Raw genomic sequence first — 25644 nt, 5'->3', positions numbered from 1 at the left:
CATGCCGGGGGCGGACCGGGACGGGTTCAACGGCAGGCCCCGCCGACCGATTGCAAGCGGTCGGCGGGGCCATTGTGGCTCTTGACAGCGGATTGGGTCATATGAGCGAAAACCCGCCAGAGCGAGCATGGTGCCTTGAAGCAAGGCGGCATAGACCTTCTGGTCATGCCGCCGAAGCTGAAAGGCAGATTGCCGCTCTGGCGGGTTTGCAGCGTCAACCTGTTACACGGTTTGGTAAAACCGCGTAACTACAAGGCATTCGCGCAGCGCTCGCAGATATGCGCGTGACCGTTGTACTCGCCGACGGTGGTGCGATAGTTCCAGCAACGGTCGCAGCACTCGCCCTCGGCGGCCTCAATAGCGACGGAAAGCTCCTCGCCCTGGGTTAGCTCAACATCGGAGACGATGTAGAACTCGGCCAGATCGACGGCCTTGTCGCCGGTCAGCAGCGCATACATCTCGGCGGGAACGACCGCCTTGACGCGGACCTGCTGGCTCTTGGTGAAGGTACCGGCGGAGCGGGCATCCTCAAGGGCCTTGGTCACAGCGCTACGGAGCTCGAGCGAGGCCTCGAGCACGCCCTCGAACTCATTGGCCTCGTCGACCGTGATGGGCGACTTGTACCAATCGAGCAGCGCGGCGTACTTCCGGTGATCGACGCAGCCGGCGGGCGCATAGGCCATGGCCTCGTCGACCGTGTAGGACAGGATCGGCTGCAGGTCGCGCATGAGCATCGAGAAGAGCTCAGCCAGCACGGTCTGGGCGCTGCGGCGCTCGAGCGAGCCGGGCTTGTCGCAGTACAGACGGTCCTTCAGGGCGTCGAGGTACACGTTGGAAAGCTCGGTAACCACAAAGTCGTAGAGCGCACGGTAGGCGCGCGGGAACTCGTAGCTGGCGTAGGCGTCGTCGACCTCGGCCTGGACTTGGGTCAGACGGGCAACCATGAGCTTGTCGAGCGGCAGCAGGTCGGCAAAGGCGACGCCGTCGGTCTCGGGCTCAAACTGACCCTCGAGCTCGGAGAGCAGGAAGCGCAGCGTGTTGCGGAAACGACGGTAGGCATCGGACGTACGAGCAAGGATCTCGTGGTCGATGGAGACGTCGGAGCTGGTATCGACCGAGGCGACCCACAGGCGGATGATATCGGCGCCCATCTCGTCGCAGACCTTGTTGGGGTCGATGACGTTGCCGAGCGACTTGGACATCTTGCGGCCCTGGCCATCGAGCGTGAAGCCCTGCGAGACGACCGCCTTGTACGGAGCGTGGCCGTTGGCACCCACCGAGGTGAGCAACGAGCTCTGGAACCAACCGCGGTGCTGGTCGGAGCCCTCGAGGTACACATCCGCCGGGTACTCAAGCTCGGGGCGATACTCGCAGACGGCCTTCCAGGACACGCCGGAGTCCCACCACACGTCGAGGATGTCCTTATCGGCCTTGAGGTGATGGCCGCCGCACTTGGGGCAGACGCAAGCCTCGCCCAGGTAGCTCTCGGGAGCGTCGGTGAACCAGGCGTCGGAGCCCTTCTCGTGGAAGAGCTTGATGACGGCGTCGAGCGTGGCGTCGTTCATGACCTTCTCGCCGCAGTCGGCGCAGGTGTAGCTGGGGATAGGCACGCCCCAGTTGCGCTGACGGCTGATGCACCAGTCGGGACGCTGCTCGACCATGGCACCGATGCGGTTGGCCGCGTGGGCCGGATACCACTTGACGTTCTCGCGGATCTCTTTGCCAGCCTGCTCGCGCAAACCGGTCTTGTCCATCGAGACAAACCACTGGTCGGTAGCACGGAAGAGCACCGGGTGCTTGCAGCGCCAGCAGTGCGGATAGCTGTGCGTGATCTTCTTCTCGAGGACCAGGGTGCCGCGCTCGCGCAGGAACTCGATGATGTGCGGATTGGCCTCGTCGGTATCCATACCGCTGAAGGGGCCACCGGTACCAAACTCCTCGCCGGTGTAGAACTTACCGTCGTCATCGACCGGCATGCAGATATCGGTGATGCCCTCCTTGAGGCAGGCGAAGTAGTCGTCAACGCCATGGCCGGGCGAGTTGTGGACGATACCGGTACCGTCATCGACGCCGACGTAATCGGCCAGCAGCGCCACGCCCTCGACACCGTCAAAGATCGGCTGCTTGTAGTGGATGTGGTGGAAGGTCTCAGCGGGAACCACATAGGGCTTACCGTCGACCATGACCGGGGTGTACTCCCAGCCAAACTCCTCACAGCACTTGGGAGCCAGGTCCTCGAGCATGACCTCGGCACGGCCATCGTGCTCAACGGCAACATAGGCGGCGCCGGGCTTAAGGGAAACGGCCTGGTCGGAGGGGATGGTCCACGGCGTGGTCGTCCAGATGATGAAGTCAACCGGGCCGTCGAAGTTCTCGAGACCGGCAGGCTTAGTGGTCATCTCAAAGCGCACGAAGATGGACGGGCTCGTCTCGTCGGAGTACTCGATCTCGGCCTCGGCCAGCGCGGTGTGGCAGTGCTTGCACCAGTGGACGGGCTTATGACCGCGATAGATCATGCCCTTGTCGAACATGGCCTTGAAGACCTCGATGTCGGCGGCGTCATGCTGGTGATAGAGCGTCAGATACGGGTTGTCCCAGTCGCCAAGCACGCCCAGGCGACGGAAGCCGGCCTTCTGCAGCTCGATGTTCTCGACAGCGAACTTATTGCAAAGCTCGCGGATCTTAGCCGTGGAGGTCTGGTTGAACTTCTCGGTGCCGAGCTTCTCCTCGACCTTGTGCTCAATCGGCTGACCGTGGCAGTCCCAACCGGGGACATAGGGAACCTCGTAGCCCTGCATCATCCAGTAACGGTTGATCATGTCCTTAGAGATCTTGTTCATGGCGTGGCCGATGTGGATCGGGCCGTTGGCATACGGAGGGCCGTCGTGCAGCACGAACTTCTTGTGACCCTTGTTCTTCTTTAGAACTTGCTCGTAGACCTTGTTGTCCTGCCAGTCCTTGAGTCGCTTGGGCTCGGACTTGGAAAGACCGGCACGCATGGGAAAACCGGTCTTGGGCAGATTCATCGTCTGCTTGTACTCGTTTGCCACGGTACCCCTTTCTTGTCATGGGCGCGCACGCCCTCTGGGCACCAAAAAAGCGCCCGTCCCTGCAAGCTGGGACGAAGCGCCACAAGACAGGCAGTCTGCCCGTAAAAGCTCTTCGCTTAACCACCCAGCTTAGATGCCCTCGCCCGCGTCGCCGCGCGCTCGCATCCGTTACTCGGCTGGCCTGTATCGACGACCATCTCGGCGATATCTACTAAGACGTGCCTGCGCGGCACGTCCGTTGGGACCGCAGCTCCGGGGTGATTTTCATCGGTCGCATGCACGGGTTCTCAGCGCTACCCGCTCTCTGTAGCATGCGGACGGCCGACTACTCGTCCCCATCAACGCTTATGCGGAGTATGCTAGCACGTTCCGCGCTGACGAAAAACCCTCAACACTGGTTTTATACGTTCGAAATTTCTCGCGGCTGTGGACCTTCTCTAGGAGCAAAATACCTGAAAGCACTTTATCGAACGAAAGAAGGTTGCTATGCGCACGATCGGAATGAGCGACTATACCGTCGGCGAGGACTGCTTCGACGAGCTGCCCAGCGCGCTGGCCGAATACGGTGCGACCAAGGTCGCAATCATCGGTGGCAAGCGAGCACTGGCTGCAGCACTTCCCGGTATCGAAGCCGCGCTGGCAGGAACCGGCGTCGAGGTTCTGGAGACGCGCGTCTACGGCACCAACAGCACACGCGCCAATATCGCCAAGGTCGTAAACTCCCCCGCCTGTCAGCAGGCAGACGTGCTCATAGCCTGTGGTGGCGGCAAGGCACTCGACACCGTCAAGACGGCGGCTATCGAGCTCAAGAAGATCGTCTTTACGGTGCCGACGATCTGCTCCAACTGCTCCGCCGCGACCGCCATTGCCGTTGTCTACAACGACGACGGCTCGCTCGAGGGCTATTCGTACCCCAACCGACCGGCGCACATCTTCATCAACCCCAAGATCATCGCCGAGGCACCGGCAGAGTACTTCTGGGCCGGCGTAGGCGATGCCCTGTCTAAGCAGCCCGAGGTCGAGTACGCCACGAGCGCCGGAAATTTGGAGCACACCGCCGGTCTTGGCCTGGCACTCGCCCACACCTGCTCCGAGCCGCTGTTTACCTATGGCGTCCAGGGTCTTGAGGACGTGCGCCAGGACCTGTCGAGCGAGGCCGTCAAGCAGATCGCGCTCGACATCGTGGTCAACACGGGATATGTCTCGAACCTGACCAACCAGAACGATTACTACTACAACTCGAGCGTGGCACACGCGTTCTACAACGCCACTTGCAGCATTCCGCGTGAGGGCACCTACCTGCACGGCGAGGTCGTAAGCCTGGGCGTGCTCGTGTTGTTCGCCTACACGGGCGACACCGAGAACCTTGAGCGCTATGCCGCCTTTAACAAGCAGATGGGCCTGCCCGTAACGCTTGAGCAGGTCGGGCTTTCCGAGGCCGATATCCCTGCCCTGTGCGAGTACGCGCACGCCACCAACGAGTGGAAGCAGGGTAACCCCGAGCCCTTCACCGACGAGAAGTTCGCCGCCGCCATCAAGGCAGCCAACACCTACGGCCACACGCTCCTCGCCTAACCTACCAAAAAGGGACAGGTTTATTTTGGCAGGTTTTATCTGGGCAAACGCCATTGAACATCTGTTGAAATTGTTTAGCTTGCCAGTAAAGGGGGCGACCATCTACTCGATGGCCGCCCCCATTCTTTTGCTATTCCAACATACTCGGGTCAAATTCACTTGCGGGAATCACACGGTACCCGTGGCGCAGGAGCAGGTCGACGAAGACACCGTTGCCCGCGGTGAGCGTGCCGCTAAAGGTGCCATCGTAGATGCGACCTGCACCGCACGAGGGGCTACGGTCCTGTAAGATGCACGCGGCGATCTCTTCCGGCCCGCCCGCCTGCTCGCACATGTCGAGTGCACGCTCAGCACCCAGGCGAAACTCACGATCGACCGAGGCGCCCTCGCAGGTACGGACTTCGCCGTTCACAATTTCGGACGGCTTGCGCGGTGTGGGCAGGCCGCCAAAAACCTCAGGGCACACGAGGAGCACCTCGGTTCCCGTGCGCTCGCAAGCCTCGACCAGCTCGCGATGGTAATTATCGAGCCCGTTATACTTGCAGCTCTCGCCCATCAAGCAGGCACTTACCACGATCTTCATATACAACCCTTCCCAAGCAAAACGCCCCATTTGAGGTGGACACTCAAATGGGGCGAAAGCACTGCGCAACTAGTATTACTGCTGCTTTGGCATCAGCGGATTCTCACGCGTGAGAAGATTCATAAACTCCTCGCCCGTGATCGTCTCCTTCTTGTACAGATAACGAGCCAGCTCGTGGAGCTTAAACTTGTTCTCCTTCAAGATCTGCAGGGCGCGGTCGTGCGCATCCTCGATCAGCTTGGCGACAATCGCGTCCACGCGCTCGGCCGTACCGGGGGCGCAGGTGAGCGACGTATCCTGGTTAAGGTACGCGTTCTGCACGGTACCGAGCGCCATCATGCCAAACTCATCGGACATACCAAAGCGCGTCACCATGTTACGGGCGAGCTTGGTGGCCTGCTCGATATCGTTGGCGGCGCCGGTCGTCATCTCGCCAAAGATGAGCTCCTCGGCAGCACGGCCACCGCAATAGACGGCGAGCTTGTCCAGGATCTCCTGGCGCGTGGTCAGGAAGCGCTCATCCTCCTCGACCTGCATGGTGTAGCCCAGAGCACCGCTCGTGCGCGGCACGATGGTGATCTTTGTGACCGGCGCAGAGCCCTTCTGGCGAGCGGCAACGATGGCATGGCCGATCTCGTGGTAAGAAACGACCTGCTTCTCGTGGTCGGACAGCACCGTGGACTTGCGCTGCTGACCGGCGATGACGACCTCCACCGACTCCTCAAAGTCGTCCTGCGTGGCGCGCTTGCGACCCTCGCGGACGGCACGCAGGGCGCCCTCGTTGATGATGTTGGCCAGGTCGGCGCCCGAGGCACCGGGCGTGGCGCGGGCAATCGCGGTCAGGTCGATCGGCGGCTGCGTCTTCACGCTCTTGGCGTGCAGCTCAAGAATGTTCTTACGGCCGGTCAGGTCGGGCAGCTCAACGGGAATGCGGCGGTCAAAACGACCGGGGCGCAACAGGGCCGGGTCAAGGCTGTCGGGACGGTTGGTGGCAGCGAGGACGACGATACCTTTGTGGTTATCGAAGCCGTCCATCTCGGTCAGCAGCTGGTTGAGCGTCTGCTCGCGCTCGTCGTTGCCACTAAAGCCGCCGCCGTCGCGCTTCTTGCCAATAGTATCGATCTCATCGATAAAGACGATGCACGGGGCCTTTTCCTTGGCCTGCTTAAACAGATCGCGAACCTTGGCGGCGCCGCGGCCGACGAACATCTCAACAAACTCAGAGCCCGAAATACTAAAGAACGGCACACCAGCCTCGCCGGCCACAGCCTTGGCAAGCAGGGTTTTACCGGTGCCCGGAGGGCCGACAAGGAGGGCACCGCGCGGCAGCTTGGCGCCAATCTCCTCGTAGCGCTGCGGCTTCTCCAGAAAGTCGACGACCTCCTTGAGGGACTCCTTGGCCTCTTCCTGGCCAGCAACATCCTTAAAGGTCACGCCCACGTCCTTGGAGGCAATCACACGCGCGCCGGACTTGCCCAGTCCACCGCCGCCAAAACCGCCGCCGCCAAAGTTCATCGACGGGCCGTCATCACCCATGGCCTTCTTCATGCGGCGGTTGAGCCACCAGCCGATCAGGAAGAAAATCGCCATGGGAAGAATGAGGGTGAGCAGGTAGTAAGTCATCAGACCCGAGTTCTTATCGGGAACGACCGACTCAAGCGAGGCGCCAGATTCAAGCACGCGATCGGTAAAGCCCGCATCATTCGGCACACCGGTCGTCTTGTAGGCGATGTTCTCGTCCTCGCCCTTCTTGGTGTAATAAATCGAGTAATCGTCCGTGTTGTACTCGACCTTATCGACGCTCTTCTTGTCGAGCGCTTTGACAAACGTCGAGTAATCGGTCTTCGTAATCTGCTGCGTGTGACCGATGTTGGGGAACAGAACGGTCGAGAGCACGAGGTAGACGACGAAGGCGATGAGCACGTAGAGGATCATATTCCGTCTACGTTTGTTGTCATCCATCTCCATCTGCTTGAACTCCATCTACTGGGGTTGATAATGCTAACTAGAATACCCCACCCGGCCGGCGATAAACCGACACCGGACACGAAAGGACAGAGATGGCATCACTGGAAGTCGGCAAGGTTCAAATCTATACGGGCGACGGCAAGGGCAAGACGACGGCTGCGCTGGGGCTCGCGCTGCGCGCCACGGGCTATGGACTTAACGTGCTCATGCTTCAATTTGCCAAGAAGCTGCACTGCGCCGAACATGACGCAGCTCCTCGATTGGGGCTTTGCATCGTACAAGCCGACCGCGACACGCCCGAAGCCTGTGCCGCACAGATCATGGAGCTGGCGCGCGAGCAGATTAGCCAAGTCGACGTGCTGATCTTGGATGAGCTGGGAGAAGCCATGCGACGGGGCTTTGTGACGCGCGAAGATGTCGAAGCGTTGATCGCTATGAAACCAACCACCACGGAGCTCGTGCTCACTGGCCGCGGCTTGCTGCCCCTCGCCGACCTTGCCGACCTCGTAACCGAAATGCGCCCCGTCAAACACTACTTCGACGAAGGCCTCCTAGCCCGCCAAGGCATCGAATACTAATTGATCCAAAGGGGACGGAGGAAAACGAATCATCGACATCACCACGAAGAGCAATGATCCGTTTTCCTCCGTCTCATACGGATCATTAGGCAGTGGCGCGGCCTAGCCAGTTGCCGCTGTGGTGGTAGATGGTGAACATCGTGGCCGTGATGAGCCAGGTTACGGGGTAAACCAGCAGTAGGAGCTCAAGCGACGGATCGAAAGGCATGATCGCAAACACCCAGATCACCCTGAGTACGACGGTGCCGAAAATCGTGAGAATCATGGGCTGCAAGCTCACGCCGGCACCGCGAATGGAGCCCGACGCGTTTTCGATAATCGAGAAAATCGCATAGAACGGCGCAATAAAATGGATGATGGTCGTGGTGTACGCCGAGATCGAAGCATCGTCGACAAACAGACGCGACAGAGGACCCGAGAACACCAGCAGCACGGCAGACAGGCCACCAATGAGCATAAACGACAGCACGAGCGACGTATGGTAGCCCTTGCGCATGCGCTCGTAGTTGCGCGCGCCAAAGTTCTGTGCCGAGAACGTGGTGATCGACACGCCAAGCGCCTCGGTAACCATCCAGACAATGCCATCTAAGCGGCCCGAAAGACCCCAAGCCGTGGTGACATCGGCACCAAACGAGTTGACCGACACCTGAATCAAGACGTTGGAAATCGAATACGCAGCAGACTGAAAGCCAAGCGGCAGACCACACGAGATCATGCTCTTGCAAATACCAGGATCAATGCCGAGTTTGGACAGTGAAAGCCGCCACGCACCCGGTGCGTGCATCATGCGAATCACGATCATCGTGGCGTTGGAGCAAATGGTCAGCGCCACCGCGATGCCGCAGCCCAAAGCCTCCATATGCAGCACGGCAACAAAAATGACATCCAGCACCACATTAACGAGGCAGCCGGAAGCGATGATCACGGCAGGGCCACGCGTGTCGCCCACGGCGCGCAGCAGTGCCGTTCCCATATTGAGCAGAAGCGCCGCAACCATGGCGGCAAAATAGCAACGAGCATAGGCCACACCCTCGGCCAATAGTTCATGCGGCGTATTCATAAGCACCAGCATGGGCTCAACGAACACTATGCCCAGAATCGAGACGACGATACCGCCCACCAGAGCGAGCGTCATGGCCGTATGGACCGAACGACTCAGTCGCTCATCATCGTGCTGGCCAAAATACTGACCCGTAATAACAGCACAGCCGGCGCCAACACCGACGCAAAAACCGATGCAGAGCTCCGTGAGCACCATCGTGGCCTGGATGCCGCCCAGCGCGAGCTTGCCGCCAAACTGACCGACGATATAGGTACCGATAAGTGTGTAGGCCTGCTGAAAGAACGAACTAAAGAAGATGGGAACGCACAGCGAAAGCAACTGCTGCCAAATAACACCCTGTGTTACATCGATAGCCGTAGATTTCTTAGCCACACGCCCTCCCCACCAGCGCACGTCAAACAACAAAACGTCAAATAAAGACCAAAGCCAGCACCAGCTTAGCACCGACCGGCGTCAACCGAAACACACGGACTCAGAGCCCGGTGCAAAATATCTGCCTAGTGATACAGTCCCGGCTGGTAGTGATACTCGTTGCTCACGTGCGGACACAACTGCCAAAAAGCGACAGCACTCGCCGCGGCCACGTTGAGCGAATCGACCCCGTGCGCCATCGGAATACGCACAGCCCGGTCACAGCCCGCGATGGTCTTGGCGCCCAGGCCGGCGCCCTCGGTGCCCATAAAGATTGCCAGGCGGTCAATCTCTTGCAGCGCAGGATCGTCCAACGACACCGAATCATCCGTCAATGCCATGGCGGCACACGAAAAGCCGGCATCGTGCAGCGCCGCCAGCCCATCATGCGGCCATACGCGCGCCTCGCTGCCAATGCGTGTCCAGGGCACCTGGAACACCGTGCCCATGCTCACGCGGGCCGAGCGGCGGTACAGCGGGTCACAGCAAGTGGGGCTTACCAAAATGCCATCGACATTCAACGCTGCCGCCGAGCGGAAAATCGCACCCACATTAGTATGGTCGACAATACCCTCGAGCACGCACACGCGCACCGGGCGCTCACCCGCCACCTCGACGACGCCGCCCAAGAACTCATCAACCGGAATCTGACGCGGGCGACGGAACGCCGCGAGCGCACCGCGCGTCACGTTAAAGCCCGTCAACTGCTCCATGAGCTCCATGGAGGCCACGAACACAGGAACCGGACCTGCGCCCTCGCGTACAACCAGACGCTCGAACAGCGGCATCATCTGATCGAGCCAGCGCTCACCCAAAAGAAAGCTCACCGGCTCGTATCCGGCACGCACCGCACGCTCAATGACCTTGGCGCTCTCGGCGATAAAGATGCCCTTTTGCGGCTCCAGCACGCAGCGCAGCTCGCGCTCCGTCAGTCGCACGTAGGCGTCGAGCCGCTCATCATTAAGGGAATCGATTCGCAGCACCTCAACGGCATCAGTCATAGCAGCCAGCCCGTACCCTTCTTTACAGCACATCTATACCAAACGAGGCGACGCTAAGCGCCGCCCCATGCATTCAATCAACCCGATGATACCGTTCACGCCAGACGATTTAAGCATCAACGCGACGATATGTCACGAACTCATAATCGAGGCCTTCGTCACCCTCGCCCGCGGCAATCGTGGCAACCCCGTCGCGCCGCGCAACTTCCCACGCGGAATCGGCGTCCAAGTCGGGAAAGTACGTATCCACGTCATGTACGCAATGGTTATGCGTGACCTCGGCCTCCACGCAGTACGGCAAAAATTGCCGATACACCTCGCCGCCACCGATCACCCAGGCAACGGGCTCATCGGCAACCGCGGCGAGCGCCTCATCGATACTATGCACCACGTCGACGCCCTCGGGAGCAAAGCCCTCGTCGCGGGTGAGCACAATGTTGCGACGGTTCTTGAGCGGACGCCCGCCGGGAAAACTCAGCAGGGTCTTGCGTCCCATAATGACCGGACAACCCTTGGTGCATGCCACAAAATGGCGCATGTCGGCACGGTTGGACACGACCATGTCGCCCTCGCACCCAATGCCCCAGTCATCGCACACGGCGACAATGGCAGAAAGCTTACACGTCATGCGCGTCACCTACACCGCAATGGGGATGTTCTTGACCTGCGGGCCGTGCTCATAGCCCTCAACGATCAGATCATCAGTCGTAAACGCGTAGAAATCATGCACATCGGGGTTGAGCGTTACCTTGGGCGCAGCAAACTGCGGACGCTCGATAAGCTCGCGGACGATATCGACATGACGGTCGTAAATATGGGCATCGGCGATCACATGCAGCAACTCGCCAGCGATCATATCGACCGACTGCGCGACCATCATCAGCAAAATGGCGTACTGGCACACATTCCAGTTGTTCGCGGCCAAAATGTCCTGGCTGCGCTGGTTGAGAATCATGTTGAGTGTGGGCTTGTCATCCTGCGGGCGCTGCGTGACGTTATAGGTCACGCTGTAGGCGCACGGATACAGATGCATCTCGGACAGGTCGCTAAACACGTACGTATTGGTCATGATGCGGCGGCTGTACGGCGTGTGCTTAAGGTCGTACAGCACGCGGTCCATCTGGTCAAAGTCACCCTCGGCATAATGGCTCTTCTGCCCAATCTGATACCCATAGGCCTTGCCGATGGAGCCGGTCTCGTCGGCCCACTCATCCCAAATATGACTGTTGAGGTCATGCACGTTATTGGACTTCTTTTGATAGATCCATAGGATCTCGTCCATGGCAGATTTGAGGGCCGTACGACGCAGGGTAAGCGCCGGAAACTCCTCACGCAGGTCGTAGCGTGCCGTAACGCCAAAGTTTTTAATAGTATAGGCAGGGGTGCCGTCCTCCCACACCGGACGAACCTTTTGGCCCTCGGTAGTGGTGCCATGGTCCAGAATATCGCGGCACATGGCTACAAACTGTTGATCAGCTTTGCTCATTGACCCTCCTGTCAGTCGCCTATAAGCGATTTTTATTGTAGCCCAGGCGCGCAGCATCGAATTGCACACTTGGGGCGGAACACGCAATGCACGGCAGTACGGCGCCGCATTCGCAAATGCTGCACCTTTAGCTTTTTTGACATATGCCAAAAATAGCTTGAGCGGCTCCGCATATGCGCTATCCTATTGTTGACATATGTCAGATTTGGAGAGTGTATGGCAGGAAGACGCGAAAAATTGCGCCGTGTTGGGATCATTCCCGAATATCGCGGCTTTACCCCTGACGGCCTTGCCAGCGGAGACGCCATCGATATGACGGTCGATGAGCTCGAAGTCCTACGGCTTTGCGACCTGGAAGGCCTCAATCAGGAGGCCGTCGCCCAGCAAATGGGCATCGCCCGTGCCACCGTGGCGGCCATCTGCAGCCGCGCGCATCGCAAGGTGGCAAACGCGCTGGTCAACGGGCGAGCACTTAGTATCGAGGGCGGCAATATCGCATACTCCCCCACACCTACGACGACGGCCATATGGCCAGCAAAGGAGGTCGGCACCATGAGGGTGGCAACGACGTACGACAACGGCAACATCTTTATGCACTTTGGCCGCAGCGAGCAGTTCAAAATCTATGACATCCAGGATGGCAAGGTACTCGACGAGCAGGTCGTAGGCACCGGCGGCACTGGTCACGGCGCCCTAGCGGGTCTGCTCGCCAACGGTGGCGTCGATACGCTCATCTGCGGCGGTATCGGCGGCGGCGCCATCAACGCGCTCACCCAGGCAGGCATCACGGTCTATGCGGGCGCCCAGGGCAGCTGCGACGCCTGCGTCGAGGCCCTCATTGCCGGCACGCTCGCGCAGACCGGCGAGGCCACCTGCGACTGCCATGGGCACGAGCACGAGCACGCCCACGAGCATGGCGAGTCCTGCGGCTGCCACGGCCACCACGACCATGATGGGCACGAGGGCTGTGGCTGCCACTAGTGGCAAGCACCTCAACGCCGACACGCTTCCGCGCGTGAGAAAACCTGCGAACGAACGGCGAAGGCCGCCTGGAGTACCATCCAGGCGGCCTTCGCCATACTCGACTCAACCAGTCGTTACTTTTTATTACGCATCTGCGCTTCCATCTGGCGCAGCAGGTCCATATCGGACTTGGGACCACCTGTTCCCATGCCACCCAGGCCGCCCATGCTGCCCAGGCCCATGGCATCCAGACCGGGAATATTGGGCATGCGCATCTTTTTGCCTTTTTTACCCTTCTTGCCCTTCTTGCCGCCGGCTTGCGCCTGGTTGGCCATCGAGCGCATGCGGCCCATCATCTTGTTCATCTCGCCCCACTGCTTCATAAGGCTATTGACCTCGGTGGGGGTCACGCCGGCACCCTTGGCGATGCGGGCGCGACGCTGGCCGTTGATGATGGAAGGACGCAGGCGCTCTTCCTTGGTCATCGACATGATGATGGCCTCGTTCTTGTCGAAGATGCCCTCATCCAGGTTGCCGCCCATCTGGTTGAGCGCGCGCTGGCCGCCGGGAAGCATGCCCAGAATGCCCTTCATGCCGCCCATCTTCTTGACGGCCTTCATCTGGTCGAGCATGTCGTTCATGGTAAAGCCCTCGCGCAGCATGCGCTCGGCAGCCTCGAGCTGCTCGGCATCGGCTGCCTCCTGGGCTTTCTCGATAATGCCGACGACATCGCCCATGCCCAAGATGCGCTTGGCCATGCGATCGGGATAGAACGGCTCCAGCGAATCGGGCTTCTCGCCCATGCTCACGAACTTGATGGGCTTGCCGGTCACCTGGCGCACCGAAAGCGCGCCGCCGCCACGGGCATCGCCGTCGAGCTTGGAGATGATCACGCCGTCAAAGTCGGTGCGCTCGGCGAAGGTCGAGACAACGTTGACGATATCCTGGCCGGTCATGGCATCGACGACCATCAGCACCTGATCGGGCTTGACGGCCTTCTTGATGTCCACGGCCTCCTGCATCATCTGCTCGTCGATCTGCAGACGACCGGCGGTATCGACGATGACCACATCGCGCAGGTGGTCGACGGCCTCCTGGATGGCGCCCTTGGCAATATCGACCGGGTGCTCGCCGTCACCGCGGAAGACCGGCACGCCGATCTCTCCGCCAAGCGTGGCCAGCTGGTCGGCAGCGGCGGGACGGTAGACGTCGCACGCGGCGAGCAGCGGCGAGCGGCCCTGCTTCTTGAGCAGGTATGCCAGCTTTACAGCCGCCGTGGTCTTACCGGAGCCCTGCAGGCCCACGAGCATAATGACGTTGGGAATGCGGTTGCTAAAGACGAGCTTGCTCTCGGTGGAGCCGAGCATCTCGGTGAGCTCGTCGAGCACGATCTTGACGACGTTTTGCGCCGGCGTCAGCGATTCCATGACCTCGGCGGTCATGCAGCGCTCCTTGGTCTTGGCGACAAACTCCTTGACGACCTTAAAGTTGACGTCGGCCTCGAGCAGCGCCATGCGAATGTCGCGCATGGCCGAGGTGATATCGGCCTCGGTCAGCTTGCCCTTGCCGCGCAGGCGGTCAAATGTGTCGTTGAGGCGATCGCTCAGAGAATCAAACACTGGTCACTCCTTAGTTGGACTCGCCCACCAGGGCGCGGCAGAAATCTTTGGCATTAAACTCCTGCAGGTCATCGACCTGCTCGCCCACGCCCACGCGCAGGATCGGGAGCTTGAGCTTCTCGGCCACGGCCATGGCGATACCGCCCTTTGCCGTGCCGTCGAGCTTAGTCATGATAATACCGTCCAGACCCAGCGCCTCGTTAAACTCGAGCGCCTGGTTCAGGCCGTTTTGGCCCGTCGCGGCATCGATCACGAGGACGACCGAGACGGGCATGGGGCCGGCGGCCATATTGGCGGCGCGTTTACGCGTCACGTTGACCACCTTGGCAAGCTCGCGCATGAGCTCGGGGCTCGTGTGCAGACGACCGGCGGTGTCGATGAGCACCAGGTCGCTGCCGCGCTTATCGGCCTCGTCGAGTACGTCGTAGCAAACGCTTGCCGGGTCTGAGCCGCGGTCGCGCTTTATGACGGGGACGCCGGCGCGCTGGCCCCACACATCGAGCTGTTCGATGGCGGCAGCGCGGAAGGTATCGGCCGAGCCGATCACGACGTTCTTGCCACGGGCAGCCATGGCGCTCGCGATCTTGCCGACCGTAGTGGTCTTGCCGGCACCGTTGATGCCCACAAACAGCACGCAGCTCGGCGTGTCGGCGAACGGATCGCGCTCGACGGGTACAAAATGCTGCTCGAGCTGCTCGGCCAGGGCCCGACGGAGTTGCGGGGCGGTCTTGAGGTTCTTCTTGGCCGCGGCATCGCGCAGGTCGTCGGAGACCTGGATGGCGACCTCGGCACCCATGTCACCCATGACGAGGGTGTCCTCTAGGTCCTCCCAAAAATCCTCGTCGACCTCGCCGCCAAAGTAAAAGACCTCGTTGAGGGCCTCGCGGCTGCGCTCAAGTCCGCGCGAGAGAGCATCGAAGAATCCCATTATGCATTCACGACCTTTCCGGTTTCGCGATCGAGTTTTTGCGAGACGACGCGACTGACGCCGTCAGCTTGCATCGAGACGCCGTAGAGGACGTCAGCGTCCTCCATAGTACGGCGCTGATGCGAGATAACCAAGAGCTGCGTATCGGAACGCAGCACGTCGAGCGCGCCGATGAGCTTGGACAGGTTGGCGTCATCGAGCGCCGCCTCGACCTCGTCCAGCACATAGAACGGCACCGTACGCGTGCGATACACGGCAAAGAGCAGGGCAAGCGCCGTCAGGCTCTTCTCGCCGCCCGACATGAGCATCATCTTGGTGATACGCTTGCCGCGCGGCTGCGCCACGACCTCGATGCCCGTCTCGGCCGGATGCTCGGGGTCGGTCATCTCCAGATGCGCCTGGCCACCCGGGAACAGCATGGCGAAGATCTCGCGGAAGTTCGCATCGACCTTTTCGAAGGTCACCAGGAAGGCTTTACGCATCTTGCGGTCGATGGCCACGGTAATCTTGGTGAGCGCCTTGCGCGCGCTCTCCAGATCGGCCAGCTGCTCCTCGATGTAGTCGGCGCGGCGCTTGAGCTGCTCGTACTCCTCCATGGCAACCTGGTTCACAGGGCCCAGGTTGTTGATCTGGCGCACGAGCTGATTGAGCTCGCGCTCGGCGGCGTCGCGATCGGTGGGAGCAGGAAGCATGAGCGCTTCCTCAAGCACCGTGGTACCATCGGCGGTAATGGCCTTGATGGCCGCCTCTACCTGCACCTCGAGCTTGCCGCGCGCGACCTTGAACTCGTTTTGTGTCGCCGTGGCGGCATCGACCCGCTCCTTGGCGCGGGAGACCTCGGCCTTGGCATCCTCGATGGTTTTCTTGAGCGAAGCCGAGTCTGCCTCCTCGAGTGAGGCCTGGTCACGCAGGCGCGCGGCCCAATCAGATGCACGCTCCAGCAGGGCCGAATAGCGCTCGTGCATGGGATCGACACGCAGGCGCAGCAGCTCGAGCGAGCGCGAAGCCTGACGTGTTCCGCGGATACGGCGGTCAATGCCCTCCAGGCGATGCTCCAGATCGGGCACGCGGCCCTTCAGCGAACGCAGGCGCTCGCTCGTCTGGGCCAGGCGCACCTTGGCATCGGCGAGCTTACCGGCTGCCTCGGAATCGTCACGGCGCACGCGATCGAGCTCGTCGTTGGCTTCGGCAATCTGGAGACCCAGGTCGCTTACCTGCGCACGGGCCTCGTCGCGCGAACGGGTGAGCTCGTCAACGCGCGGGCGCGCGGCGCGAACGGCCTCGGCCGCCTGCTCACGGCGCCTGGAGATGCGCGCACGCTCGACCTCGGCGTTGTTGGCGCTTTGCTCCAGGCGGCCAATCTCGGAGAGCAGCGAGCGACGCTCGCCCTCAAGACGAGCGATCTCGCCGGCGGCATCACCCTCGGCGGCACGCGCCTCCTCGACGGCCGCATTGGCCTCGATAACCTGGTTCGACACATGCTCAAAAACGGCAGCCAAATCGGGCTCCAGGCCTTCGAGCTCGCGAATGCGGCGCTTCCGCTCCAGGGCACCCGAGGCCTCGCCGGCATCGAGCCCCACGCGCACCAGGCCACCAAAGCTCACGCGAGCGCCATCGGGCGTCACATAAGTCACACCGTCAACGACTGGTGCCGCCAGCGCACAAGGCAAGTCATCGACCACGTAATAGCCGCCGAGCAGTGCCTCGACAATCGGGCCATAACCGGCACGCACGGACAGGCGATCAACCAGACGCGAACCGGCAGCGCCCTCGGCAGCAGCAGAGCCGCTCACACCACGCGCCACCAGCAGTGCCTCGCCCGAGGCCTTCTTTTGGTCCAAAGCCGCACGACCGGCACGCTCAAGCGTGGCGGCGTCATCAAACAACAGGGCATCGATATCGCCGGCAAGCAGCTGCTCGACCAGGCTCTCAAGCTCACGCGGCGCCTCGAGCACGTCGCCCAGACGGCCCGTTACGTCATCGCCCAATGCCCCTACCAGACGGCTCACCAACGGCGAGCTATCGGCCATACGGGCATCGAGCTTCTTTTGGCTCGCAAGCTCAGAGCGCACCTCGGACAGCTTGTTGCGCGACTCGCTCTCACGGGCGCGCAAGTCCTTCAACGCCGCACGGGCGACCTCGGTGGCCTGGCGCGCATCGGCCTGAGCTTGGCGAGCCTGATCGAGCGCGCCGTCGAGCTCCTCGGCGCGGTCGCGACGGCTCTCGAGCGAGGCCGTGACCTCCTCGAGCTGCTCGTCAATCTGCTCCAGGCGCGAGGCGTACATGTTGTCCTCGACCTCGGCATTGCTCAGCGAGTCTTTCACCTTGGCAAGCTCGAGCGCAGCCTTGTCGGCCACGCGCTGCACATCGCGTTGCTCGCGCGTAAGCTGCGAAATCTGATTGTCAAGCGCAACACGGCGCTCGTGGAGCTCGGCGGCGGCAGGGCCGGCGGCGTCAACGTCGTCCTGGGCCTGCATGTGTGCACCGGTCACTTCCTCTAGCTGGGCACGTGCATCCTCGAGCTCCTCGACCACGCGACGACGCTGATGCTCGGAGCTCGAAATCTGGCCGCGCATATCGGACAGGCGCGACACCATATTGTGGCCCTTTTCCTCGAGCAGGCGCATATCGGAGTTAATACGGCCGACCACATCTTGCATATGACGGCGCTGCTCGCCCAAGTCACCCACAAACAGGCCCTTTTCCTCGAGCATCACCTGGAGCTTCTCGAGCTCGCGCTCCTTTTCGCCCAAGCGGTACTGTGCAAGCTCCAGCTCGGCGGCACCCTCTTTGGAACGGCTCTCCAGATCGTTCCACTGCGACTGCAGCGAACGAAGCTCGTCAACGGCCAGCATCTGCGTAAGCTCGTTCGCGCGCGAGGACAGCTCTTTGTACTTGCGCGCGCGATCGACCTGACGCTCCAACGGTCGCAGCTGACGGGCAATCTCCTTATTGATGTCGCGAGCACGAGTAAGGTGCTCGTCCATCGACTTAATCTTTTTGAGCGCACGCTCCTTGCGGCGCTTGTGCTTGGAAATGCCGGCAGCCTCCTCGATAAGGACGCGGCGCTCCTCGGGACGGCTCTGCAAAATGGCATCGAGCTTGCCCTGGCTGATAATGGAATGCGTATCCTTACCCAAGCCCGAATCGTGCAAAATGTCCTGGATATCCATCAGGCGGCACGGACTCGAATTGATGAGGTATTCGCTCTCGCCCGAACGATACATGCGGCGGGTGATGGCAACCTCATCAAAGTCGACAGGCAGCACATGGTCCGAGTTATCGAGCACCAGCGTGACCTCGGCAACGCCCACCGGCTTGCGCGCCGACGAGCCCGAGAAGATGACGTCCTCCATGGCCTGGCCGCGCAGCTGCTTGGCGCTCTGCTCACCCAGTACCCACAGAATCGAATCGGAGATATTCGATTTTCCCGAGCCGTTAGGACCGACGATGACGGTCAGGCCCGGCTCAAACGTCATATGGGCGCGGTCGGCAAACGACTTGAACCCTTTGAGCGTAAGGGACTTGAGATACACGGTTCCTCGCTTAAACGGGCTTCTTGTTGAGAATCACACCGTTGGTGGTGTAACCCATGCGGTCGAGCGCCTCGAGTGCAGCGGCTCCCTCGGCCTCTTTCTTAGAGGCGCCGGTGCCGCGGCCCTGACGGATACCGTCGACAAGCACCACGGCGGTAAAGGTGGGCGCATGTGCCGGGCCCTCGGAGCCTACCAGCTTGTATGCCGGGGGCTCGTGACCGTCTGCCTGCACGCACTCCTGCAAGAACGACTTGGGGTTCGCGGGGTGCTCGGCACGCTCGGAGGCCAAATGGGGCTTAAGCGTGCGGTGGATGAACTCCGCCGCCGCATCCCAGCCGGCATCGAGGTACAACGCACCCACGAGCGACTCATAGACGTTCTCGAGCGCCGAGTTAAGGCCGCGCGCGCCGGTACCGGTCTCGGAGGCGCCAAAGATGATGATGTCGTCGATGCCCAGCTCGTGCGAAACCTCGGACAGCGTGGCACCCGAAACAAGTGATACCTTCAGACGCGTGAGCTTGCCTTCATCGAACTCGGGATAAGACTCAAAGAGCGAACGGGCAACCACGGCGCCCAGAATGGAGTCACCCAAAAACTCAAGCCGCTCATAGCTGGCAGAGACCGGCTGCCCCTCTACTGCCGAGGGGTGGGTGAGCGCCGCGCGTAGCAGCACCTTGTTATTAAACTCATGGCCCAGGATTTCCTGAGCGCGCGTGAGTCGTTGAGATAAAGCCAAGACCTAGGCCTCCCTGGCGTTTTGGATAGCGTCGACAGCGTCGGCAACGGAGGTGAGCGACAACAGGGTCTCGTCATCGATCTCGAGGTCAAACTCGTCCTCGATGGCCGTCACCAGCTGCAGGCGCTCGAGCGAATTGGCATCGAGGTCGTCAAAAGTCGTCTCATCACTGATCTCGGCAACGTCAACGCCCAGCACGTCGGCAGCGACCTCGGCGATCTTGTCAAAGATTTCGGAGCGATCCATAGCGCATCCTCTCATAAGTCGTGGAATACAATGTGTCGCGCGGGCGGAAGCCGCATTGCAGCACGGCTCCGATTCTACCCCACGATGCATAGCTTGAGCCACGTAACGGAGCTCTTGCTAAACGATACCTTCCATGGAATTGGCAATGCTTTCGATAAGCCCGGCTCGAACGGCCTGAGCCGCGGCGAGCGTACCGTTTTTAACGGCTTCGGCCGACGTGGCGCCATGGCCAATCAAAACGACGCCGCGAAGGCCCAGCAGGATCGCGCCGCCCTTGGCATCGCCCGAGAGCTTGGCTTTCATCTGGCGCATCTGCTTTTTGATGAGCAGCGCGGCAATCTTGGTACCGAGCGAAGACATAAAGGCGCCCTTGAGCTCTTGCAGCAAAAACTTGGCAGCGCCCTCGGTTGCCTTGAGCGCAATATTGCCCGACATGCCGTCGGCGACCACAACGTCAAAATTGCCCGACGTAAGATCGGTGCCCTCGCAGTTGCCCACAAAACCGGGGACCGCGGCTTTCATAGCCGGGAAGCACGCCTTGGTAAAGTTAGAACCCTTCTCGTCCTCGGTGCCGTTGCCAAGCAGGCCCACACGCGGATGTTCGATGCCCAGGACCACGCGGGCATAGGCTGCACCCATCTGGGCAAAGCGGACCATGTCGTCGACCTCGACATCGGGGTTGGCCCCCATGTCACACAGTACCGTAAGGCCACCGGCGCGGTTGGGCAGCGCATTGGTGAGGCATGGGCGCACCGGCTGCTTCTTACCCTCTACCAAATATCTAAACGGCGTCACGTAGGCGGTGGCGGCAGCCGTCATGGCGCCGGTCGACCCCGCGGAGAAAAACGCGTCCGCGTTGCCCTTCTTAATAGCACGGCAGGCAAGTACGATCGAAGACTTACGCTTGGTCATCACGGCGCGGATGGGATCGTCGTCCATGGCGATGACATCGGGGGCCTCCAGAGCCTCCACGCGCGCGTGCGCCGCGGCAAAGGGGTTGACGATATCGGCGGGGCCAACAGCAATGACCTCGATATCGGGATCGGCGGCAAGTGCGGCCTCAATACCGTCGAGGACAACTTGGGGCTTCTCGTCTCCGCCCACAACGTCTACACAAACGCGAACGTTACTCATTTCAAGTGCTCCTTATACAAAAATGGCCGACTCATTGAGCCGGCCATTGTGGTTCCAGTTGGAACGGCATCGTATCCAGAGTATACAGTTACTCGGTAACGATAACCTCGCGGTCCTTGTAGAAACCGCAGCTGGGGCACACGTGGTGCGGGAGCTTGACAGCGCCGCAACGGGGGCACGTGGACTGAGCCGCAGCCGAGATCTTCATGTTGGCGGAACGACGGGTATGGGTACGGATACGACCCTGCTTTTGTTTAGGTACGGGCATAGTGACCTTCCTTATGAACTATCCAGTGTGGCGATTACGCGCAAGTAGCGATACTACCACATTTTTACTCATCAAGATTGAGATTCTTCAATGCTGCAAATGGATTTTCCGTGGCAGCGGCCCATTCGGCCTCGGCCTGGGCAGCGCAATCGCATTGCTCGACGTTGAGATTGATGCCGCAGGTGGGGCACAGGCCGCGGCAATCGGGCTTGCAGAGCACCACAAACGGCGTGTCCATGACAACGGCGTCGTTAATGGGCTCCCCCAGATCGACAATGCGGTCCTCGCCCAAAAGCTCGTAACCGTCCTCGTAGGCCTCGGGATCCTCGGGCTCCTCAAAGAGGTAGAACTCCTCGATCTCGCCGGCGATATCAAACGAGGCGAGCTCAAGGCAGCGGTCGCATTCGCCGGTGGCGTGCGCTCGAACCATGCCGGAGAGCAGAACACCGGTGCCCGCATTGGTAAAAACCACGTCGTAAGTAATGCCGTCCTGCAGCTGGTACTCCTTCTCGCCCACCGTGTAGGTGGCGACATCGACCTTGCCGGTCAGCGGATACGAGTCTCCGGGAAACTCGAGCTGCTCGGAAAGATCGACGGTAACGCTCGGGAACTCAGCCATTACCACTGACCGTTCTGCTGGGCGGCACCCTCGTTGAGCTGCTGACGGCAACGGGTAACGGTGCCGGTCAGGCTCTTGAGGTTCTCCTCGAGGTGCGTAAAGACCTGCTCGGCATAATCCTCGGCCGCATAGCGCGTCTCGCGCTCGTACTGCTGGGCACGATCACGGATATCGTCGGCCTGCTGCTGCGCCAAGCGGACGATCTCCTGCTCACCGGCAATGGTGAGTGCCTGCTGCTGAGCATCGGCAATGATGGAATCGGCCTGAGCGGCGGCGGAGGCCATAAGCTCGTCGCGCTCCTTGAGGATGCGACGGGACTTCTGCCACTCCTCGGGGTAGCTCATACGGATCTCGTCAAGGATGTTAAAGAAGACGTCGGCATCGATAACCTTCATCTGGGCATTCTTGCCGAACGGCGTCTTAGCCTCTTCGATGAGCCCCTCGAGCTCCTCGACAAGGCTCACGATCCTGTCGCCAGGAAAATTCTCGCCCGGCATCCGGTCTCCTTTCATAGGTAACATGTCATCGTGTTAGTTTACCACATGCCATCAGGCAATATGAAACGTCACGAAAAGCGATGTTTAAGCGCTTCGACCACATTGGGCGGCACAAACGTCGACACATCGCTTCCGAGCGATGCGATCTGACGAACCACCGAGCTCGAGATATAGCCGTACTGCGGCGCACTCATGACAAAAATGGACTCAAGCTCGTTGTCCAGGCGATAGTTGAGGTCCGCCTGCTGCAGCTCGTACTCAAAGTCGGTCATGGCGCGCAGGCCCTTGACCACAGCACCCGCACCCTGCTCACGGGCAAAATCGACCAACAGGCCGGTAAAGGGCAGTACCTCGACACCGTCAATATCGCCCAGGGCCTCGCGGGCCAACGCCACGCGCTCATCGAGCATAAAGGTGGTGCCCACGCCGTTTTTGCCCTGCGACTCCGCCACGGCGACAATCACGCTGGGAAAAATGCGGCGGGCGCGGCGGATTACATCGATGTGACCAAACGTGATGGGGTCAAACGTACCCGGAACGATCACGCGGTTGATAGTGTCATTCATGGGTATCCTCCAAAGGCACGTCCTCGTCAATATCGCTGTCATTAGCATGGTCGCACTCGTCCGCGGCCACCCAGCGCAGCAAGTCAACCGAGGTAATGCCGTAGCGTTTCTCTCGCACGGTCTCAAAACCAGCCGGATGAGCGCCCGCATCGCTTGCGGCATGCTCAAACAGGGCAAAGGCCCCTGGTGCCAGCAAGCCCTGCTGGGCAAGATTGCGCAGCAGCTCCTCGACCGGCTCGGCGCCAAAGGCATAGGGTGGATCGAGCAGGACCAGATCAAAGGGGCCGCCCGGAACACGGCCGCGCGAGGCGCTCGTCAACACATCGCCGGTAACGACGCGCCAACGCGAGCGGTCGCGACACAGCGACTCGATATTCTTAGTGATCAGTCGGGCGGCATTGCGATCGATCTCGAACGTGATGAGCGAGCGAGCGCCGCGCGAGAGCATCTCGATTCCCAGGGCACCGGAGCCGCCAAAGGCATCCAGCACGCGGACCTCGTCCAGATCGAAATCGAATGCCGACATGACCATGGACGCACATGCCTCGCGCACGCGGTCGGTCGTGGGACGGGTGACATCGCGCCCACGCGGCTCTTCGATCTTGCGGCCGCGCCATTCACCGCCGATGATTCTCATCCTCCGCTGACCTCCTTGAAGATATGTCGATAACGCGTGGCGACCGCATCGCGCAAGGGACGCGTCGCCACGGAGTCAAGGTTGCAAGCATACCGCAAGAGCTCGACCGCGTCCAAATGGGCCCATTCGATAAGATCCTCGTCGGCGTCCAGGTCCACAAAACGCAGGGTCACACCGCCATGTTGGCGATAACCCAAGATTTCGCCCTCGTGGCGCAAACGCAGGTCCATCTGCGCAAGTGCAAAACCGTCAGAGGTCTTTTCGAGCGCCCGCAGGCGGTCTTGCGCAGCAGACACACCGCCATTGCCCTTGGAATGCGTCATGACCAGGCACGTGCCCGACACGCTGCCGCGGCCCACGCGGCCTCTAAGCTGATGCAGGGCCGCCAAGCCAAAGCGCTCGCCGTTCTCGATAACCATGACGGTGGCGTTGGGCACGTCGACGCCCACCTCGACCACCGTAGTCGAGACGAGCACGTCGATCTCGCCGCGCTTAAAGGCGTCGATCACGCGGTCCTTCTCCCCCGCCGACATGCGGCCGTGAAGACGCTCGACGGAAAGCCCCGGCAATGCCAGACGCAGGCGGTCGAGCTCGGTCGCGGTGTCGTGCAACGGCACGGGCACCGTCACGCGACCTTCATCGTCGCGAGCAATGCCGGGAACGTCTTCCAAATCGTCCGCGGAGTCGCTCGGCTCCACAAGCGGGCAGATAACGTAAGCCTGCTGTCCTTGAGCATGCGCCTCGCGAATGGCACCGTAGGCCAGGTCGCGGCTCGACTCGGTGAGCACGCGCGTCGAGACGCCGGCCCCGGGAACGGGGCGATGACGAATGATGGACGTGTCCAGGTCGCCATAGACCGAAAGCGCCAGTGTGCGCGGAATAGGCGTGGCCGTCATAACGAGCAAGTCCGCACCTGGGCCTTTGGAACGCAGGGCATTGCGCTGCCCCACGCCAAACCGGTGCTGTTCGTCGATAACGACGAGTGAAAGATGTTTAAACGTTACGTTATCCGAAAGGACCGCATGGGTACCAAAGAGCACATCGAGCTCACCAGACTGCAGCTGTGCATGGATGCGCTCGCGCTCGGCGGCCGGGGTAGCACCCGTCAGGAGCGCCCAGGACATACCGGCCTGCGAGAGCAAAGGGCCGGTCTTATCGGCATATTGACGCGCCAGCACGCCCGTGGGTGCCATGACGCAGGACTGGGTACCCGAATCGGCCGCGACTGCCAGCGCGCAGGCGGCGACGGCGGTCTTGCCGGTACCGACATCGCCCAGCAGCAAGCGGTTCATCACGTGGTCGCCATCGCACATGTCATGCAGGATGTCTTGGAACGCGGCCTCCTGCTCGTCGCTCAGCGAAAACGGCAGGGCCCGTCTAAGCGCCGTCAAATGACCACCCGCGGTATGAGTGTAGGGAACCACCTCGACCATACCGCCGTCGTTGCGCAGACGAAGCGCCAGCTGAAGATAGAGGCATTCCTCATAGGCAAGCCGTGCGCGCGCGATATCGCGCTCGGCCATACTCGAGGGAAAGTGAATCGAACGCAGCGCACGGGCGCTGCTCATAAGGCGGCGCTTGGCGCGCAGGGGCGCGGGAATCGGGTCGAAGGGATTGCCGACAATCTCGAGCGCGCCGCTCACGATACGGCGCATCCAAGCCTGGCTCACACCGTCGCTCACATAGTGAACCGGCAGGATGGTGCCCGCGGCACGCCCGTCCTCGAGCTTTTCGAAATGCGGCGAGGCCATCTGCTTAAAGCCGTAGGCAAATTCGACCTTACCCATCACGGCCAGGCGGTCGCCCTGCTTGAGCTGCTGGGCAATCCAGGGCTGGCGGAAAAAAGCGACTTGCAGCACGCCCGTCTCGTCCACAAGCGAGACCTCGGTAACCTGCATACGTGGGCGGGGCTGCTTTTGAACGATACGATCGACCGTGGCGACGATCGTGCACACCGTACCGATAGGCGCCATCTCGATGGACCAGGAGCGTGTAAAGTCCAGATATCGATGAGGGATATGGAGAAGGAGGTCCCCCACCGTCCTAATTCCCAGACGGCGAAGGGCCTCCTCACGTTTACCCGAAACATATTTGAGTCGCGCGATATCCTCGTCGAGCGCATTGCTCTGGGCAAAGCGCTCCGAGACGCGCGGCACGGAGCACAGCTCGGACATGGGCAG

The 25644-nt window shown here is 61.0% G+C and carries 22 protein-coding genes; 3 read left to right on the top strand and 19 right to left on the bottom strand.

All coding sequences use genetic code 11. The features are described from left to right. Positions 1-248: 248 nt before the first annotated feature. Complete coding sequence (gene ileS, locus ACTNBB_RS03840; protein ID WP_441056730.1) at positions 249-3026, bottom strand: isoleucine--tRNA ligase; 2778 nt, start codon at positions 3024-3026, stop codon at positions 249-251. Positions 3027-3536: 510 nt separating this feature from the next. Here ileS and ACTNBB_RS03835 point away from each other — a divergent pair. After that, positions 3537-4625, top strand: a complete 1089-nt coding sequence (locus ACTNBB_RS03835; RefSeq protein ID WP_441056728.1) for an iron-containing alcohol dehydrogenase family protein — start codon at positions 3537-3539, stop codon at positions 4623-4625. A gap of 130 nt (positions 4626-4755) precedes the next feature. Here ACTNBB_RS03835 and ACTNBB_RS03830 read toward each other — a convergent pair whose 3' ends face one another. Further along, positions 4756-5208, bottom strand: coding sequence for a DUF523 domain-containing protein (locus ACTNBB_RS03830; protein WP_441016321.1), 453 nt, complete (start codon positions 5206-5208; stop codon positions 4756-4758). 75 nt (positions 5209-5283) lie between these two features. Beyond that, positions 5284-7176, bottom strand: coding sequence for an ATP-dependent zinc metalloprotease FtsH (ftsH, locus tag ACTNBB_RS03825; RefSeq protein WP_195838531.1), 1893 nt, complete (start codon positions 7174-7176; stop codon positions 5284-5286). A 92-nt stretch (positions 7177-7268) separates the two neighbouring features. Here ftsH and ACTNBB_RS03820 point away from each other — a divergent pair, with 92 nt between their 5' ends. Next, positions 7269-7754, top strand: a complete 486-nt coding sequence (locus ACTNBB_RS03820; protein ID WP_154515476.1) for a cob(I)yrinic acid a,c-diamide adenosyltransferase — start codon at positions 7269-7271, stop codon at positions 7752-7754. A gap of 85 nt (positions 7755-7839) precedes the next feature. On the opposite strand, the gene ACTNBB_RS03815 is transcribed toward ACTNBB_RS03820, so the two are convergent. The 4 genes from ACTNBB_RS03815 to thyA form a co-directional block, all read right to left on the bottom strand. Further along, positions 7840-9189: an MATE family efflux transporter gene (locus tag ACTNBB_RS03815; protein ID WP_370450570.1), complete on the bottom strand. Its 1350-nt coding sequence runs from the start codon at positions 9187-9189 to the stop codon at positions 7840-7842. A gap of 125 nt (positions 9190-9314) precedes the next feature. Beyond that, positions 9315-10229: a TrmH family RNA methyltransferase gene (locus ACTNBB_RS03810; protein WP_441033339.1), complete on the bottom strand. Its 915-nt coding sequence runs from the start codon at positions 10227-10229 to the stop codon at positions 9315-9317. A 109-nt stretch (positions 10230-10338) separates the two neighbouring features. Further along, complete coding sequence (locus ACTNBB_RS03805; RefSeq protein ID WP_441056725.1) at positions 10339-10857, bottom strand: dihydrofolate reductase; 519 nt, start codon at positions 10855-10857, stop codon at positions 10339-10341. Positions 10858-10866: 9 nt separating this feature from the next. After that, positions 10867-11715, bottom strand: coding sequence for a thymidylate synthase (gene thyA / locus ACTNBB_RS03800; protein ID WP_154515464.1), 849 nt, complete (start codon positions 11713-11715; stop codon positions 10867-10869). A 216-nt stretch (positions 11716-11931) separates the two neighbouring features. Between thyA and ACTNBB_RS03795 the strand changes: the two genes are divergently transcribed. After that, a complete protein-coding gene (locus tag ACTNBB_RS03795; protein ID WP_441056723.1) occupies positions 11932-12696 on the top strand; it encodes a NifB/NifX family molybdenum-iron cluster-binding protein in 765 nt (254 codons plus the stop codon). A 116-nt stretch (positions 12697-12812) separates the two neighbouring features. Here the strand turns inward: ACTNBB_RS03795 and ffh are convergent, their stop codons facing one another. From ffh to recG, 12 genes are all read right to left on the bottom strand, one after another. Further along, positions 12813-14297: a signal recognition particle protein gene (gene ffh / locus ACTNBB_RS03790; RefSeq protein ID WP_441056721.1), complete on the bottom strand. Its 1485-nt coding sequence runs from the start codon at positions 14295-14297 to the stop codon at positions 12813-12815. A 10-nt stretch (positions 14298-14307) separates the two neighbouring features. Beyond that, on the bottom strand, positions 14308-15225 hold the full coding sequence (ftsY, locus tag ACTNBB_RS03785; protein ID WP_271807278.1) for a signal recognition particle-docking protein FtsY: 918 nt from the start codon (positions 15223-15225) through the stop codon (positions 14308-14310). Then, the gene (gene smc / locus ACTNBB_RS03780; protein ID WP_441056719.1) at positions 15225-18761 is read right to left on the bottom strand and encodes a chromosome segregation protein SMC; all 3537 of its coding nucleotides are present in this window, start codon (positions 18759-18761) and stop codon (positions 15225-15227) included. Before smc ends, ftsY begins: the two co-directional genes overlap by 1 nt. A 10-nt stretch (positions 18762-18771) precedes the next feature. Then, complete coding sequence (gene rnc / locus ACTNBB_RS03775) at positions 18772-19497, bottom strand: ribonuclease III (protein WP_154515455.1); 726 nt, start codon at positions 19495-19497, stop codon at positions 18772-18774. Between the two features lie 3 nt (positions 19498-19500). Beyond that, a complete protein-coding gene (locus tag ACTNBB_RS03770; protein ID WP_441056717.1) occupies positions 19501-19743 on the bottom strand; it encodes an acyl carrier protein in 243 nt (80 codons plus the stop codon). Positions 19744-19860: 117 nt separating this feature from the next. After that, on the bottom strand, positions 19861-20877 hold the full coding sequence (gene plsX, locus ACTNBB_RS03765) for a phosphate acyltransferase PlsX (protein ID WP_154515449.1): 1017 nt from the start codon (positions 20875-20877) through the stop codon (positions 19861-19863). A gap of 88 nt (positions 20878-20965) precedes the next feature. Further along, complete coding sequence (gene rpmF / locus ACTNBB_RS03760; RefSeq protein ID WP_022094017.1) at positions 20966-21145, bottom strand: 50S ribosomal protein L32; 180 nt, start codon at positions 21143-21145, stop codon at positions 20966-20968. A 64-nt stretch (positions 21146-21209) separates the two neighbouring features. Further along, positions 21210-21764, bottom strand: a complete 555-nt coding sequence (locus tag ACTNBB_RS03755; RefSeq protein ID WP_441033356.1) for a YceD family protein — start codon at positions 21762-21764, stop codon at positions 21210-21212. Further along, on the bottom strand, positions 21764-22261 hold the full coding sequence (locus ACTNBB_RS03750) for an ATPase (protein ID WP_154515443.1): 498 nt from the start codon (positions 22259-22261) through the stop codon (positions 21764-21766). The genes ACTNBB_RS03755 and ACTNBB_RS03750 overlap by 1 nt, the downstream gene beginning before the upstream one ends. 68 nt (positions 22262-22329) lie before the next feature. Further along, the gene (coaD, locus tag ACTNBB_RS03745) at positions 22330-22827 is read right to left on the bottom strand and encodes a pantetheine-phosphate adenylyltransferase (protein ID WP_154515440.1); all 498 of its coding nucleotides are present in this window, start codon (positions 22825-22827) and stop codon (positions 22330-22332) included. Then, on the bottom strand, positions 22820-23464 hold the full coding sequence (gene rsmD, locus ACTNBB_RS03740) for a 16S rRNA (guanine(966)-N(2))-methyltransferase RsmD (RefSeq protein WP_441056715.1): 645 nt from the start codon (positions 23462-23464) through the stop codon (positions 22820-22822). Before rsmD ends, coaD begins: the two co-directional genes overlap by 8 nt. Next, a complete protein-coding gene (gene recG / locus ACTNBB_RS03735) occupies positions 23461-25638 on the bottom strand; it encodes an ATP-dependent DNA helicase RecG (RefSeq protein WP_441056713.1) in 2178 nt (725 codons plus the stop codon). The genes rsmD and recG overlap by 4 nt, the downstream gene beginning before the upstream one ends. Positions 25639-25644 lie beyond the last annotated feature (6 nt).

The organism is Collinsella sp. HCP28S3_B9 (genome assembly GCF_052066095.1).
Classification (GTDB): domain Bacteria; phylum Actinomycetota; class Coriobacteriia; order Coriobacteriales; family Coriobacteriaceae; genus Collinsella.
The sequence above is the reverse complement of the archived record's forward strand: the minus strand, read 5'-3'. Positions and strand labels throughout refer to the sequence as shown.